General features: G+C 68.8%; 12 protein-coding genes. 10 read left to right on the top strand and 2 right to left on the bottom strand.

The genetic code is table 11. The features are described from left to right. Window positions 1-62 precede the first annotated feature (62 nt). The 8 genes from CRO07_RS06010 (at window position 63) to CRO07_RS05975 (ending at window position 10326) form a co-directional block, all read left to right on the top strand. Entirely contained in the window at window positions 63-1349 is a 1287-nt protein-coding gene (locus tag CRO07_RS06010) for an aminotransferase class V-fold PLP-dependent enzyme (RefSeq protein ID WP_097029826.1), read from the top strand. A gap of 154 nt (window positions 1350-1503) precedes the next feature. Beyond that, a complete protein-coding gene (locus tag CRO07_RS06005) occupies window positions 1504-2916 on the top strand; it encodes a cryptochrome/photolyase family protein (RefSeq protein ID WP_097029766.1) in 1413 nt (470 codons plus the stop codon). A 37-nt stretch (window positions 2917-2953) separates the two neighbouring features. Next, window positions 2954-4165, top strand: coding sequence for an SAM-dependent methyltransferase (locus CRO07_RS06000; protein WP_097029825.1), 1212 nt, complete (start codon window positions 2954-2956; stop codon window positions 4163-4165). A 24-nt stretch (window positions 4166-4189) separates the two neighbouring features. Next, a complete protein-coding gene (locus CRO07_RS05995; RefSeq protein WP_097029765.1) occupies window positions 4190-4630 on the top strand; it encodes a TrgA family protein in 441 nt (146 codons plus the stop codon). Beyond that, a complete protein-coding gene (locus CRO07_RS05990; RefSeq protein ID WP_097029764.1) occupies window positions 4606-5736 on the top strand; it encodes an NUDIX domain-containing protein in 1131 nt (376 codons plus the stop codon). Before CRO07_RS05995 ends, CRO07_RS05990 begins: the two co-directional genes overlap by 25 nt. Window positions 5737-6042: 306 nt before the next feature. After that, window positions 6043-7077: a cysteine synthase A gene (locus CRO07_RS05985; RefSeq protein ID WP_097029763.1), complete on the top strand. Its 1035-nt coding sequence runs from the start codon at window positions 6043-6045 to the stop codon at window positions 7075-7077. 7 nt (window positions 7078-7084) lie between these two features. Beyond that, on the top strand, window positions 7085-9607 hold the full coding sequence (locus CRO07_RS05980) for a DUF3772 domain-containing protein (RefSeq protein ID WP_097029824.1): 2523 nt from the start codon (window positions 7085-7087) through the stop codon (window positions 9605-9607). Beyond that, the gene (locus CRO07_RS05975) at window positions 9607-10326 is read left to right on the top strand and encodes an alanyl-tRNA editing protein (RefSeq protein WP_097029762.1); all 720 of its coding nucleotides are present in this window, start codon (window positions 9607-9609) and stop codon (window positions 10324-10326) included. The genes CRO07_RS05980 and CRO07_RS05975 overlap by 1 nt, the downstream gene beginning before the upstream one ends. Before the next feature lie 122 nt (window positions 10327-10448). Here the strand turns inward: CRO07_RS05975 and CRO07_RS05965 are convergent, their stop codons facing one another. Together CRO07_RS05965 and CRO07_RS05960 are read right to left on the bottom strand one after the other, a co-directional pair. After that, window positions 10449-11552 (bottom strand): glycosyltransferase, encoded by a 1104-nt coding sequence (locus tag CRO07_RS05965; protein ID WP_097029761.1) that lies wholly within the window; start codon window positions 11550-11552, stop codon window positions 10449-10451. Then, the gene (locus CRO07_RS05960) at window positions 11549-12343 is read right to left on the bottom strand and encodes a UDP-2,3-diacylglucosamine diphosphatase (protein WP_235840940.1); all 795 of its coding nucleotides are present in this window, start codon (window positions 12341-12343) and stop codon (window positions 11549-11551) included. The genes CRO07_RS05965 and CRO07_RS05960 overlap by 4 nt, the downstream gene beginning before the upstream one ends. A 306-nt stretch (window positions 12344-12649) precedes the next feature. Here CRO07_RS05960 and rpmG point away from each other — a divergent pair, with 306 nt between their 5' ends. Together rpmG and CRO07_RS05950 are read left to right on the top strand one after the other, a co-directional pair. Next, window positions 12650-12817: a 50S ribosomal protein L33 gene (rpmG, locus tag CRO07_RS05955; protein ID WP_002722806.1), complete on the top strand. Its 168-nt coding sequence runs from the start codon at window positions 12650-12652 to the stop codon at window positions 12815-12817. Window positions 12818-13153: 336 nt separating this feature from the next. Next, window positions 13154-14980, top strand: coding sequence for an OmpA family protein (locus tag CRO07_RS05950; protein ID WP_097029759.1), 1827 nt, complete (start codon window positions 13154-13156; stop codon window positions 14978-14980). The last annotated feature ends 19 nt before the right edge of the window (window positions 14981-14999 follow it).

The raw sequence follows: 14999 nt of genomic DNA, 5'->3' as shown, positions 1-14999 counted from the left end.
GGCGGCACCTTGTCAGCGAAAGGGGCGGGGTCTAGCCTTGGCCGATGATCCCCGGAGATGCCATGACCACCCTCGATATCGACTTTGTCCGCGCGCGGTTTCCTGCCTTGTCCGAGCCGTCGTTGGCGGGGCAGGCGTTCTTTGAAAATGCGGGCGGGTCCTATACCTGCGGCGCGGTGATCGACCGGCTGTTCCGGTTCTATCACCAGCGCAAGGTGCAGCCCTATGCCGCCTATGCCGCCAGCCATGCCGCGGGCGCCGAGATGGACGAGGCGCGCAGCCGGCTGGCCGCGCTGATGGGGGTGGATGAGGACGAGCTGTCCTTCGGTCCCTCGACCTCGGCCAATACCTTCGTGCTGGCGCAGGCGGTGCGCGGCTGGCTGAAGGGACGGGCCGGGGCGGTGGTGGTCACCGATCAGGACCACGAGGCGAACTCGGGCGTGTGGCGGCGGCTGGCCGAGGACGGGATCGAGATCCGCGAATGGAAGATCGACCCGGACACCGGCCATCTCGACCCTGCGGGACTGGTGCCGCTGCTGGCGGACGGGCAGGTGCGGCTTGTCTGTTTTCCCCATTGTTCCAATGTGGTGGGCGAGATCAACCCGGTGGCCGAAATCTGCGCCACGGTGCGCGCGGCGGGTGCGTTCAGCTGTGTCGACGGCGTCAGCTATGCGCCGCACGGGTTGCCGGACATGGGGGCGCTGGGGGCGGATGTGTATCTGTTCTCGGCCTACAAGACCTATGGGCCGCATCAGGGGCTGATGCTGATCCGCCGCGCCTTTGCCGGGATGCTGCCGGCGCAGGGGCATTTCTTCAACGCGGATGTGCTGTTCAAGCGTCTGACACCTGCGGGGCCGGATCATGCGCAGGTCGCGGCCTGCGCCGGGATGGCCGATTACATCGACGAGGTGCACGTCCATCACGCCGCCGCGGCGGTCGGAGGGGGCGGGGCGGGCGAGGCGCATCCGCGGCTGGCAGCCGCCGGCATCGCCGGCCCGGTCGACCGCAACCGGGCGGTTCACCGCCTGATGCGCGAGCATGAGATCCGGCTGCTGCGTCCGCTTCTCGATCAACTGGCGGGGCGGCGCGGCATCCGTCTGCTGGGGCCCCGGCAGGCGGAACTGCGGGCGCCGACGCTGGCGATCGCGCTTGACCGGCCGGCGGCGCCGGTGGCGGCGGCGCTGGCGGCGCAGGGGATCATGGCGGGTGCGGGCGATTTCTATGCTGTGCGCCCGCTGGCGGCGATGGGGGTCGATCCGGCCCAGGGCGTGTTGCGGCTGAGTTTCGTGCATTACACATCAGAGGCCGAGGTGGCGCAGCTGATGCTGGCGTTGGACGCGGTTCTCTGACGTTCGCGCGGGGGGCTGTCTGCCCCCCGGCCCGGCCCTTGGGGGCCGGGCTCCCCCCGAGGATATTTCTGCCAGAATGAAGGTCGTAGCCGGATGGAGTGATCCGGTTCGGCGGCTGTGGCGTAATGTGTTGAAACGAGGTGCAGAAGGTCAGATGTCAGAGGCTCCGCTTATTCTGTGGTTCAGGCGCGATCTGCGGCTGGCGGACAATCCCATGCTGGCCGAGGCGGTGGCCTCGGGGCGTCCTTTGCTGCCGGTGTTCATCCTTGATCCCGAGACCGAGGCGTTGGGGGCTGCGCCGAAGTGGCGGCTTGGGTTGGGGCTTGAGGTGTTTGCCCGGGCGCTGGAGGCGGTGGGAAGTCGTCTGGTGCTGCGGCGGGGGCCGGCCTTGCAGGTTCTGGCCGATCTGGCGGCCGAGGTCGGGGCTGTGGGTGTGCGCTGGGGGCGGCTTTATGAACGCGGCTGGCGAGCGCGGGACGAGGGGGTGAAGGCCGGCTTGAAGGCGCGTGGGCTGGAGGCGGTGAGCCATCCGGGCCACACGATCCACGAGCCCTGGGAGGTCGAGACCGGGCAGGGTGGGTTCTACCGGGTTTACACTCCGTTCTGGCGGGCGGTGAGGGATCGGCCGGTGGGCGGGCCGCTTCCGACGCCGAAGGAGGTGCGGCCGGTGTCGGTCTGGCCGGCGTCCGACCGGCTGGAGGACTGGCGGCTGGGGCAGGCCATGGTGCGCGGGGCGGGTGTTGTGGCGCGCCATGTCGGGGTGGGCGAGGCGGTGGCGCGGGCGCGGCTGGCCGGGTTTCTGGATGGGCCGGTGGATCGTTATGCGGCGCTGCGCGACGTGCCTGCCGAGGCTGTGACCTCGGGTCTGTCCGAGAACCTGACCTATGGCGAGATTTCGGCCCGCACCGTCTGGCATGCCGGGATGCGGGCGCTGGATGAGGGGCGGGCGGGTGCGGCCAAGTTCCTGCAAGAGCTGGTCTGGCGCGAGTTCGCCTGGCATCTGTTGCATCACACCCCCGAGATCGCCTTGCGCAACTGGCGGGGAGAGTGGGACGCGTTCCCCTGGCGCGGCGACAGCCCCGAGGCCGAGCTTTGGCGTCGCGGCATGACGGGCGAGCCCTTCGTCGATGCCGCGATGCGCGAGATGTTTGTGACCGGCACCATGCACAATCGTGCCCGGATGATCGCGGCCAGCTATCTGACCAAGCATCTTCTGACCGACTGGCGGGTGGGGCAGGCCTGGTTCGAGGACTGTCTGATCGACTGGGACCCGGCTGCGAATGCGCTGGGCTGGCAGTGGGTGGCTGGATCGGGGCCGGATGCCGCGCCCTATTTCCGCATCTTCAACCCGGCGACGCAGGCCGGGAAATTTGACGCGGATAGCGTTTATCGCCGCCGTTTTGTGGCAGAATTGTCCCGCGATCCGGGTGCCGAGGCGCTGGCGTTCTTCGAGGCTGCGCCGCGCAGTTGGGGGCTGTCGCCGCGGCAACGTTATCCGGCGGCGGTGGTGTCGCTTGTGGCAGGGCGAGAGCGCGCCCTTGCCGCCTATGGGCAACGCAACAAATGAAAAGGGCGCGCAGGCGCCGGAACGGGAAGGGAACGGGATGACGGCACTGGTCAGCACGCGGGGGCAGCACGATCTGCCGAGATATTTCTCGCAGGTGTATGAGGTGATGCAGAACCTGCGGCATGGGCGGCTGGATTTCGTTCTGGACGACGGCCGCCGGTTCCGGGTCGAGGGGGCGGGGCCAGGGCCGGTGGCGGAACTGGACATCCACGATCCCGACATCTTCGCCCGGCTGATTCGCGAGGGCGATCTTGGTTTCTGCGAAGCCTATGTGGATGGCGGCTGGTCCACGCCGGACCTGCAAGCCTTCATGGATCTGGTTCATGCCGACAATGACGGCGTCTATGACGGCTTTCCCGGCATGGCTTTGCTGCGTGCCTATGAAAATCTGCGCCACTGGTTGCGGGGCAATTCCAGGCGGCAGGCGCGGCGCAACATTGCCGCGCATTACGACCTTGGAAACGAGTTCTATGCCCTGTGGCTGGACGACAGCATGACCTATTCCTCGGCGCTGTTCCGCACCGGGCAGGAAAGTCTGGAAGAAGCGCAGCGGTTGAAATACGCCAGCATGGTCGATCGGATGGGGGCGAAGCCCGGCGATCATGTGCTTGAGATCGGCTGCGGCTGGGGCGGGTTTGCCGAATATGCCGCCAAGGAACGCGGGTTGCGCGTCACCGGCCTGACGATCAGTCAGGCGCAGCACGATTACGCGGTCGAGCGGATCGCCCGGGCGGGCCTGTCCGACCGGGTCGAGATCCGCTTGCAGGATTACCGGGACGAGCGTGGCAGCTATGATGGCATCGCCTCGATCGAGATGTTCGAGGCGGTGGGCGAGAAATACTGGCCGGTCTATTTCCAGACCCTGCGCGAAAGGCTGAAGCCCGAGGCCCGCGCCACGCTTCAGATCATCACCGTTCAGGACAAACGCTGGGAGGTCTATCGCCGCAGCGTTGATTTCATCCAGAAATATATCTTCCCGGGGGGAATGCTGCCGTCTCCGATGGCGCTGCGGGCCGAGATCGGCCGGGCGGGGTTGACGGTGGTGGACAGCATCGAGTTCGGCGAAAGCTATTCCATGACGCTGCGCCGCTGGCACGAGACGTTCAACGAACGCTGGGATCGGGTGGCGGCGATGGGTTTTGACGAGAGGTTCCGCCGCATGTGGAACTTTTACCTCACCTCTTGCGCGGGCTCTTTCCACGGTCGAAACTGCGACGTGACACAGATCACGGTAATGCGGGCCGCCTGAGACGGCCCCTTGGGGCAGGTGGGAATGCCGACGGCAGCCAAACTTTTCGCCGCGCTGGCGTTTGCCGCGCTGGGCTTTCTGGCGGGCGGGCTTTTCGGGCAGCAATTGCCCGAAGGGACGCCCACCGCCACCTTCGGTCCGGCGGCGGCGCTGATCGGGCTGATCTGCGGCTGGCGGATCAGTGGCGCGCTGGCCGGGCGCGGGTTCGGGGTGGCGATGGGCACCGGGGTCCGTACCGCCGTGACCATCCTGTTCTGGGGGCTGCTGGCCTATTCGATCCAGATCATGCTGATCCGCGCCATGCGCAAGCTGTATCACGGCCCGATGGAGGCGCTGGTCGGGGTGGTGGATCTGATGCTGGATCACGCAAGGCTTGCGCTGGCGCCTGAACTGTTGGCCGCGCTGCTGGTGGGCGGGTTTGTCGGGGGTGCGCTGGCCGAATGGGCCGGGCGGCGGTGGTCGTGACCTCTGTCCGCGTCTTTCTGGCCGGTCCGCTGGCATCTGATACCTTGCGCGCGGCGGTTCTGGGACGCGCGGTTCAGGGCCATGCCGCGCGGCTGGCGGATCATGCGATCTGCGCCGATCGGGCGCGTGTGGGGCTGGCCGCAGCGCCGGGGGCCGAGGCCGAGGGGCTGCTGGTCACGCTTGGCCCGGACGAGGCCGCGCGGCTTGGGTTTTACCAGACTGCCGTGGGGCTTTGCCCGGGGACGGTCACGGTGGCGGGGGCCACGGCCACGGCCCATCTGCTGGCGGTGCCAGACGCCGGCCCGTGGCAAGCCGCGTCATGGGCGGCGCAGTGGGGGCCGACCGTCGCCGCCACTGCGGGCGATGTGATGGCGCTGTGGCCCGAGGTTCCGGCCCGGTCGGTCGCGGCGCGCTACGGGATGATGCTGGTGCATGGGGCCAGCCGGGTGCGCGCGGCGGCCGAGGCCCCGTCGGGGCCATGCCGCCGGCCCGGCCCCGACGATCTGGCGGTGGCCCGCCGGCGTCAGGTCTATGCAAGGTTTTTCGCGGTCGAGGAATATGACCTGCGCTATCGCCGCTTCAATGGCGAGATGAGTCCGCAGGTCAATCGTGCGGTGTTCCTGTCGGGGGATGCGGTGACGGTGCTGCCCTATGATCCGGTCCGCGACCGGGTGTTGCTGGTCGAACAGTTCCGCATGGGCCCCTTTGCCCGCGGTGATGGCCAGCCGTGGCTGCTGGAGCCGATCGCCGGCCGGGTCGATCCCGGCGAAACCCCCGAGGACACCGCCCGCCGCGAAGCGGTGGAAGAGGCCGGCCTTGCGTTGGGGGCGGTGCTGCCGGTGGCGAATTACTACCCCACGCCAGGAGCCAAGGCGGAATATCTTTACTCTTTCGTGGCGATTGCCGATCTGCCTGACGGGGTCGAGGGCGTCTTTGGCATCGAGGGCGAGGCCGAGGATATCCGCGGCCATCTTGTCGGCTTCCACCGGCTGATGGATCTGGTGGCATCCGGCGCGGTCAGCAATGGCCCGCTGATCCTGACCGCGCTCTGGCTTCAGCGCGAGCGGGACGGGTTGCGGGCGGCGGTGGCCCGGTCTGCGCCCTGACGGGGCTGCGCGGCGGCGGCGGTCACGGCAACGGCGCGCGTGGCGATTGTGCTTCCTGCCCGATCCAGCGCCTTGTGCAGTGTAACGGCAGGCCGCGTGCCCTTGCCGTCCGCAGTCGGGCGGCGGGCGGGCTGTGCCCCCGCACGGCGGGCCGGGCGCGCGCCTCTGCCCGGCGATCCGCCCCAGCCGACGACCCTGTGCGTTCCCCGCCTTTCCGACCGGCGCCGATCCGCCTTTCCCGCAGGGGCGGCGCTTGAGTTCCGACCCCCTCGCCCCTACACAGGAGCCACAGCAAAGGACAAGGCCATGCGCATCCAAAGAGACCTTGCCGACACGATCGGCAACACCCCCCTGATCCGTCTCCGCAGGGCCTCGGAACTGACCGGCTGCGAAATCCTTGGCAAATGCGAGTTTCTGAACCCCGGCCAGTCGGTCAAGGACCGCGCGGCGCTTTACATCATCCGCGATGCGGTGGCGCAGGGCGTGTTGCAGCCGGGGGGCACCATCGTCGAGGGCACGGCCGGCAATACCGGCATCGGTCTGGCGCTGGTCGGCGCCTCGATGGGGTTCCGCACCGTGATCGTGATCCCCGAGACGCAAAGTCAGGAAAAGAAGGACATGATCCGGCTTGCGGGGGCGCAGCTGGTGCAGGTGCCCGCGGCGCCCTACCGCAACCCGAACAACTATGTGCGCTATTCCGGCCGTTTGGCCGAGGCGCTGGCCCGGACCGAACCCCGCGGCGCGATCTGGGCCAACCAGTTCGACAATGTGGCCAACCGTCAGGCCCATATCGAGACCACCGGCCCCGAGATCTGGGACCAGACCGGCGGCAAGGTTGACGGCTTCATCTGCGCCGTCGGCTCTGGCGGGACGCTGGCGGGCGTGGCCATGGCGCTTCAGCCCCGGGGCGTGAAGATCGGTCTGGCCGACCCGGAGGGCGCCGCGCTGCATTCCTATTACACCCAAGGCACGCTGGACGCGCCCGGAAGCTCGATCACCGAAGGCATCGGGCAGGGGCGGATCACCGCCAATCTGGAAGGGCTGCACCCGGATTTCAGCTACCGCATCCCCGATGCCGAGGCGCTGCCGATCATCTACGATCTGGTGCAGGACGAAGGGCTGTGCCTTGGCGGCTCGTCCGGGATCAACATCGCCGGCGCCATCCGCATGGCGCGCGAGATGGGGCCGGGCCACACCATCGTCACGGTGCTGTGCGACTATGGCAACCGCTATCAGTCCAAACTGTTCAACCCCGCCTTCCTGAAGGACAAGGGCCTGCCGGTGCCGCGCTGGCTGGATGAGGCGCCGCCCGCCCTGCCTTCGGTGTTCGAGGATTTCTGATCCGATGCTGCCCTTGGTGCGATTGCTGCGGCTTTGGCTGCTTTGTCTTGTTCTGGCCGGTGCCGCGGCGCAGGCCGGCTGGTTTGCCGCCCCAGCCGTCGCGCAAGAGGCAAGCAGCCCCGCGAAGGATGGCGACCAGTTCGATCCGCCCGACTACCGGGCGTGGGAAAAGACCGCCACCCGCGCCGAACGCGAGGTGGCCGACCGCGAGACGCCAAGCGCCGATTACGATGCGACGCGCGGCTATCTGGTGGAATGGCGCGACACGTTCCTGCGGGCGCAGGGGATCAACGCCAGCCGCATCGCCTCGACCCGGGGCCAGATCGACGCGCTGGGCCCAGAGCCTGCCGATGGCGCGGCCGAAGCCCCCGAGATCTCCGAGCGACGCAGGAAACTGGCCGATGAACTGGCCGAACTGCGCGCCCCGGTCACCGCGGCCGAGGAAGCCTATCGCCGCGCCGACGGCCTGATCCGCGAGATCGACAGCGTGGTGCGCGACCGTCAGGCGCAGGAACTGCTGCGCGACTGGCCGCTGCCGGTGAACCCGGCCAACTGGGCCGAGGCCGCCGGCGCCCTGTCCGAGGCCACGCTGCTGCTGTGGTCCGAGGGGCAGGAAGGCTGGCAGTCCAATGAGGTTCAGGACGGTATTCGCGAGAACCTGCCCGTGCTGCTGGGGCTGCTGGCGGTGGGCCTTTTGCTGATCGCCCGCGGCCGCGCGCTGATGGAGGGGCTGACCCAGCGGATGCAGGATCAGGCCTCGGCCCGCGGGCGCAAGGTCTGGTCGCTTCTGGTGTCGCTGGGCCAGATCGCGGCGCCGGTGGCGGGGGTCGTGGCGCTGGCCCATGCGATCACCCTGTCGGGTCTTGCCGGGCCGCGAACGGCCGTCGTGGTCGAGGCGCTGCCCGCCATTGGCTTCATCCTTTATGCGGCGGGCTGGCTGGCGGGGCGGCTGTTTCCGAAAGACCCCCACCAGTCCGCGCCCTTGCGCCTGCCGGCCGAGCGTCTTCGCGAGGGGCGCTTTCACACGGCAGCCTTCGGGGTCGTCATTGCCATCGATGCGCTGCGGCTGGTGGCGCTGCCGCCGGCGCGGGTGGGCGAGGCGGCGACCTCGGTCTTTGTGTTCCCGCTGATCGTGGTGGCGGGGCTTTTGCTGTTCCGCATCGGGCAACTGATGCTGGCACATCTGCGCAGCGACACAGCCGGGGACGAGCCGACAAGCTATCGCAACGGCCTGATCGGGCTTCTGGCGCGCGGGGCGATCCTGATCGGCGTCGTGGGGCCCCTGCTTGCTGCCGCGGGCTATGTCGCGGCCGCCACGGCGCTGGTCTATCCTGCCGGGGTGACGCTGGGCCTTGTGGGGCTGCTGTTCATCCTTCAGACGCTGGTGATCGACCTTTACGGTCTGGCCACAAGGGCCGAGAACGACGGCCGCGACGCGCTGTTGCCGGTGCTGATCGGCTTTTTGCTGGCACTGGGCATGGTGCCTTTGCTTGCCTTGGTCTGGGGCGCGCGGGTGGCCGACCTGACCGAGATCTGGGCGCGGTTCCGCGAAGGCTATACCATCGGCTCGACCCGGATTTCGCCCACCAGCTTCCTGTTGCTGGCGGTGGTGTTTTCGGTGGGCTATGGCGTCACGCGGCTGTTTCAGGGCGCGTTGAAGGCCTCGATCCTGCCCAAGACCCGGCTGGATCAGGGCGGGCGCAACGCGGTGGTGGCCGGCGTCGGCTATGTGGGCATCATCCTTGCCGGCCTTGTCGCGATCAATTCCGCAGGGCTTGACCTGTCGAACCTTGCCATCGTCGCCGGTGCGTTGTCGGTCGGTATCGGGTTCGGTCTGCAAACCATCGTGTCGAACTTCGTCTCGGGCATCATCCTGCTGATCGAGCGTCCGGTGTCCGAAGGCGACTGGATCGAGGTGGGCGGCGTGCAGGGCACGGTCAAGTCGATCTCGGTCCGCTCGACCCGGATTCAGACCTTCGACCGCACCGATGTGATCGTGCCGAACCAGGATCTGGTGGCCGGCCGGGTGACGAACTGGACCCGCTACAACATGACGGGGCGGCTGATCGTGCCGGTGGGCGTGGCCTATGGCAGCGACACCCGCCATGTCGAACGCATCCTGCGCGAAATCGCCGAGGCGCAGCCGCTGGCCATTCTGAAACCGCCGCCCACCATCGCCTTCATGGGCTTTACGCAGGAAGTGCTAAGCTTCGAGATCCGGGTGATCCTGCGCGACGTGAACTTCTCGCTCGCGGTGCGGTCCGACATCAACCACATGATCGTCAAGCGTTTCGCCGAGGAAGGCATCGGTCTGCCGCATATCGCGCGCGAGGTCTGGCCCCCGGCGCAGCCCGAGAACGGGCTAGGCGAGGCCGAACTGGTCGCGCTGATGAACCCGCCCGGGGCGGCACCGGCCAAGGCGCAGAAGGACGAGGTTCTGAAAGGCACCGCCGCCGTCCATTCCGACGAGGATGAGGATGCCGATGGCGACGATTCCGACGGCGACGAAGGCAACGGGGGCACCCGCTGATGACCGAACCGCTGTTCCGGCTTGATCCCTACCTGCGCGAGGCCGGGGCCACCGTCATCGGCCACACCGCCGAGGGCGCGATCCTGATCGACCGCTCGATCTTTTATCCCACCGGCGGCGGTCAGCCCGGCGACAGCGGCGATCTGCTGTGGGACGGCGGACGGTTGCCCATCGCCACCACCCTCAAGGCCGAGGCCGGTCGCATCGCGCTGGTTCCCGCCGCGGCGCAGGCGATGCCGCCGATCGGTGCCCCGGTGCGGCAGGTGCTCGACTGGGACCGCCGTCACCGCCTCATGCGGGTTCATACCGCGCTGCATCTGTTGTCGGTGGTGATTCCCCTTCCGGTCACGGGGGGCCAGATCGGGGCCGAGCGCGGCCGACTGGATTTCGACATGCCCGAGCCGCCTTCGGACGTGGCCGAGCTGGAACAGCGGCTGAATGCGCTGATCGGGCGCGATCTGGCCGTGACCGAGGACTGGATCACCGACGAGGCGCTTCTGGCTGATCCCTCGATCGTCAAGACCATGTCGGTGATGCCGCCGGTCGGGCAGGGCCGGGTGCGTCTGGTGCGCATCGGGCAGGGTGCGGCTCAGGTCGATCTTCAGCCCTGCGGCGGCACCCATGTCGCCCGGACCAGCGAAATCGGTCGCATCGAATTCGCCCGGATCGAGAAGAAGGGCCGCCAGAACCGCCGCGTCACCATTGCGCTTGCGGACTGACCCCGGGGGCCTGACCCGGTCGCCGTGAAGGCCGTGAAGGCCGTGAAGGCCGTGAAGGCCGTGAAGGCCGTGAAGGCCGTGAAGGCCGTGAAGGCCGGTCAGCCGATTGTCCGGCCGCGGCGTCAGCCGCGGGTTGATCGGCGCCGCGGTGCGGGCGCCATCCTTGTGCCGCGCCATTCGAATCCGGGCCGTGCGAAGGTCGCCCCCCACAGCAGCGGCAGCGACAGGTCGCGCAGCAGCCATGCGGCCAGATCGCGGCCGCCGCGCGGCCAGTCCATTGCGCGGCACAGCAGCCATTCGCCGCCATACCAAAGCGCAAGGAACGGCAGCGCCAGCGCCGGCTGCACCAGCGACAGCGACGCCACCGGCAGCACCGGCGACAACAGCGGCTCCAGTGCGAACAGGCCCGGCACGCCATGGCGGCGGATGCGCGACCAGCGCAACTGCCGCGCCCAGACATCGCGCGGGTGGCGCCGGCCAAGCGGTTGCGCGAAGGGGTGCGGCACCAGCCGCACGTTCAGCCCCGCCTTGCGCACCACGCGGGTGGCCGCGACATCCTCGGCCAGTTCGCGGCCCAGCACGGCCAGCCCACCCTGACGGTCAAGAAGCTCGCGGTGAAGGAACATGGTCTTGCCCTGCGCATAGCCCAGCCCGCAGCGTGCGGCGGCCAGTTGCCAGCGCCCTTGAAGCCCGTTCAGAAAGGCGGCCTCGACCGCGGCGGCCAGCCCCTCGGGGCGGGTGCCGGCTGGGGGCGAGGTGACCAGCCCGATACCGGGTGCCCAATGCGCCAGCAACTGGCACAGGTAGTCGCGCGGCAGCATCAGGTTCGCATCGGCGATCACCACCCAGTCGGCCGCGCTGCCCGCCCAGCCCTTCGCCAGATTGTTCAGCTTGGGATTGTCCGAGATCGGATCGGTCCCGATCAGCAGTCGCGCCCGCGCGCCCGGATGCTGGCGGATCAGCGCCTCGACCAGCGGCACCGCCGGATCATCGGCCCGGGCGGCGCAGAACACGATCTCATGGGCGGGGTAATCAAGGCCAAAGCTGGATCCCAGCGTCTCGGGCTCGGGGCCGTCCAGACCGCAGACCGGGCGCAGCAGGCAGATGAAGGGGGTCTCGTCCGGCCGTGGCGGCGGCCTGCGGCGGGCGTGCGAAACCGCCAGCATCGCGGCAGCCAGATGCAGCGCAAGCACTGCGCCCGCCAGAAGCACCAGCGCCGCCGTCATGCCCGGGCCTCCAGCGGCAGGTGCGGGCCGAACTTTGCCGCCGGGGCGGGGGCCGCGGCGGCCTGCAACAGGGAAAGGCGCCCGTGCGCATCCTCGGCCAGTGCGGTGAAACTGTCGAGCCAGTCGCCGCAATTGGCATAGGTCAGGCCGTGGCGGTCATGCAGCGCGGGCTTGTGGAAATGGCCGCAGATCACCCCGTCACAGCCGGCGCGGCGGGCGCGCTCGATCAGCCGGATCTCACTGGCGCTGCCAAGGCCAAGGGCCGCATCGACGCCGGCCAGCAACGCCTCGATCAGGCTGCGGCGCCGGGGGCGAAGGGGGGGGCGCAGCTGTTGCAGCCGCGCGTCAAGATTGCGCAGCAACCAGTCCAGCCGGCTGCCGATCCGTGTCAGTCCATGCCAGCGCAGCAGCCGCCGGTCGCAGATGTCGCCATGCAACACCAGATAGCGCCGGCCGTCGGCGGCGACATGCACGGTTTCGGTCAGGATGGCGACGCGGCGGCCCCGGGTGCCCCGCCCCTTGCGCATCGCCGCATCGTGGTTGCCGGTCAGGTAATGCAGCCGCGTGCCCTGCCGCATCCGTTGCCAGAGCAGCGCAAGGATCGCGTCATGGGTGGGCGTCCAGTGCGGCAACGGCGGGTGCCACAGGTCGAGGATATCGCCGACAAGGTAGATGTCGCTGGCCTCATGCGCCTGAAGGAAGGCCAGAATACGCTCGGCCCGGCAGCCCCGCGCGCCCAGATGCAGGTCCGACAGGAACAGGCTTCGGTGGCGGTGCGGGGGGGCGATCATCATGGCAACCTTTGCATGCTTCGGCCGGGGCCTGTGGCCGGGCCATGCCGTGGCGCCGACCGCGACCGCTTGTCCCCCGTCGCTGCCCGCCGGGCAAGGGGCGGGCGTGCCGCAGGGCGGAAGATTGCCCGCCCGCCGCCTTGGAGAGGGGGCTTGACCCCGCCCGTCGATCGGTGGCGTCTTTCCCCTGTCGCCGCCTCTTTCGCATCGGGCTTTTGCGGTTGACTCTGGTTTCATCCCGGGTAAAAGGCGGGCCTCAAGGATTTTCGCGGGGGGCTTCTGCCCGCCGGCTGTAGGAGAGACACCATGGCGAAGCCGACGACGATCAAGATCCGGCTGAACTCGACGGCGGGCACCGGGCACTTCTATGTGACCAAGAAGAACGCCCGCACCATGACCGACAAGATGGTTGTGCGCAAATACGATCCCGTCAAGCGCGAGCATGTCGAATACAAGGAAGGCAAGATCAAGTAAGATCTGCCTTCAGCGGCGTCCGGACGGGCCGCGCCGCTGGCGCGGCCTTTGCCTTTGATGCCGCGGGTTCTGTGCACGACCGGCGCCGGGGGTGCCAGCCTGTCCGATGATCCGGGCGGGTTTCTGTTGTGTGTGGCATCGCTTCGGTCAGCTTTGCTGGCAGTTATGGTGGCGCCACATCCTTGGTTTGGCCTGCATCCTGTGTCATCGTTTGGTTGGCGCAGCAGCAGGCTTTGACGGCGGTCTTGGGAACGTTCCCCGTGCCGCTGCCGTTTCCTTCCCCGGACCGTCCGGGCCGCCCTGTGGCTGCCTGACGATGAAGGAAAGGAAGCGCCCATGAAAAGCCGCCTGTTAGGCACTACCGCTGCCCTGTCGGTGGCACTGGCTGCGTTCCAGCCGATGCCGCTTGTCGCGCAGGATGCGGGTGCGGACTGTATCCCTGCCGATGGCGTGGATTGCCCGCCCGCCGCGCAGAACGAGCCTCAGGCCATCGAGGATGAGGCGCCGCCGCCCGTCGAGGAACCTGCCGAGGCCCCGCCGCCCGAGCCCGAGCCCGACAGCGGCGATGCGGCGCCAGAGCCGGATGTGATCCCCCCGGACGCGCCAGAACCGGCGATGGACGAGATGCCCGCCCCCCCGGCCGATGCCGAAATCGCGCCCGAAGCACCGGCCGATGGCGCGGATCTGCCGGCCGAGGACAGTGCCCCGGCCGACGAATTCTTCGCCCCGGACGCTGGTGCGACCGTGGCCGAGCCGCAAGAAGCCCCGACAGACCCGGCGACAGAACCGCCGTCGGCCGAGGCGGACGGGGCCGATGCCGGCCCGACCGAAGGCGCGCCCCTGCCCGATGCAGAGCAGGCACCTGCGGCCGACGAACCCGCAGCGGAAGACGATGCCGCCGACACGCAACCCGACGCCGATGCGCTGCGCCAGATGCTGGAAGACAAGGCAGCGGCCGATGCGCTCGCGGATGCGGCCGGCGACGGTGTTGCCCCGAAGGCCGAAAGCCCGGCCCCTGATGAAGCAGGTCAGGAACCGGCCGAGGGGGCCGGCGCCCAGACAGCGGGTGACGAGGCGAAGGCTTCGTTGCTGGATGCGCTTGGCGATGATGCCGAGGACGGCGCCGAGCCGCCCGCCGCCGCCGAGGCCGAGGGCGAACCGGCCGGTGCTACGGCTGCCACCCGCATCACCGAAGACAACAGCCGATCAAGCAGCGAGGATTTCTCCTCGCATGCCAAGACCGGCGCCCAACGCCAGCGGACCGACGACGACGGCCTGAGCAATTTTCAGAAGTTCGGCCTTCTGGCGCTGGGGGCGCTGGCGGTCGGATCGGTGCTGAACAATGGCGATCAGGTGGTGTCCAACACCGGCGACCGGGTTGTGGTGCAGCGGCAGGACGGCCGCTACAGGGTGCTGAAGGACGATGACACTCTGCTGCGCCGGCCCGGCTCTGAGGTCAGGACCCGAACCTTCAGCGATGGTTCGACCCGCTCGGTTGTGCTGCGGCAGGATGGCAGCCGGATCGTCACGATCCGCGATGCCTCGGGGCGGGTGCTTCGGCGGTCGGCCGTCGATCCCTCGGGGCGCGAGGTGCTGCTGATCGACGATCTGGCAAGCTATGACCGGGTTGATGTTTCGCGCTTGCCGGAACCGGCGCCGGTCATCCGCTTTACCGAAGCGCGCGACGACCGCGCCCTGCGCGAGGCGCTGGAACAGGCCCGCAGCCGCGATCCGGGCCGCAGCTACAGCCTGCGTCAGATCCGCGACTACCGCGAGGTTCGCGCGCTGGCCCCGGCGATCGATGTCGATCAGATCACCTTCGAGACCGGCTCGGCCGCGGTCCGCCCGCAAGAGGCGGAAAAGCTGGCGGCACTGGGCCGGGCCATCACCCGGATGATCGACGAGCGCCCGAACGAGCTGTTCCTGATCGAGGGCCATACCGACGCGGTGGGGTCTGATGCCTCGAACCTTGCGCTGTCGGACCGGCGGGCCGAATCGGTGGCGCTGGCGCTGACGGAATATTTCCGCGTGCCGCCGGAAAACATGGTGGTGCAGGGCTATGGTGAAAGCGATCTGCGGGTGCGGACCGATGCCGCCGAACAGCTCAACCGCCGGGTGGCGGTGCGGCTGATCTCGCCCTTGCTTCAGACCGCTGCGCGCTGACGCCAAGGGGGCTGTCATG

The sequence above is a fragment of the Cereibacter ovatus genome (assembly GCF_900207575.1).
Taxonomy (GTDB): domain Bacteria; phylum Pseudomonadota; class Alphaproteobacteria; order Rhodobacterales; family Rhodobacteraceae; genus Cereibacter_A; species Cereibacter_A ovatus.
This window is presented reverse-complemented; position numbering and strand designations above follow the sequence as displayed.

Bases quoted from the DNA above. Each gene is read 5' to 3' on its own strand.
- CRO07_RS06010 (WP_097029826.1), top strand. From the start codon at position 63: ATGACCACCCTCGATATCGACTTTGTCCGCGCGCGGTTTCCTGCCTTG.
- CRO07_RS06005 (WP_097029766.1), top strand. From the start codon at position 1,504: ATGTCAGAGGCTCCGCTTATTCTGTGGTTCAGGCGCGATCTGCGGCTG.
- CRO07_RS06000 (WP_097029825.1), top strand. From the start codon at position 2,954: ATGACGGCACTGGTCAGCACGCGGGGGCAGCACGATCTGCCGAGATAT.
- CRO07_RS05995 (WP_097029765.1), top strand. From the start codon at position 4,190: ATGCCGACGGCAGCCAAACTTTTCGCCGCGCTGGCGTTTGCCGCGCTG.
- CRO07_RS05990 (WP_097029764.1), top strand. From the start codon at position 4,606: ATGGGCCGGGCGGCGGTGGTCGTGACCTCTGTCCGCGTCTTTCTGGCC.
- CRO07_RS05985 (WP_097029763.1), top strand. From the start codon at position 6,043: ATGCGCATCCAAAGAGACCTTGCCGACACGATCGGCAACACCCCCCTG.
- CRO07_RS05975 (WP_097029762.1), top strand. From the start codon at position 9,607: ATGACCGAACCGCTGTTCCGGCTTGATCCCTACCTGCGCGAGGCCGGG.
- CRO07_RS05965 (WP_097029761.1), bottom strand. From the start codon at position 11,552: ATGACGGCGGCGCTGGTGCTTCTGGCGGGCGCAGTGCTTGCGCTGCAT.
- CRO07_RS05960 (WP_235840940.1), bottom strand. From the start codon at position 12,343: ATGATCGCCCCCCCGCACCGCCACCGAAGCCTGTTCCTGTCGGACCTG.
- rpmG (WP_002722806.1), top strand. From the start codon at position 12,650: ATGGCGAAGCCGACGACGATCAAGATCCGGCTGAACTCGACGGCGGGC.
- CRO07_RS05950 (WP_097029759.1), top strand. From the start codon at position 13,154: ATGAAAAGCCGCCTGTTAGGCACTACCGCTGCCCTGTCGGTGGCACTG.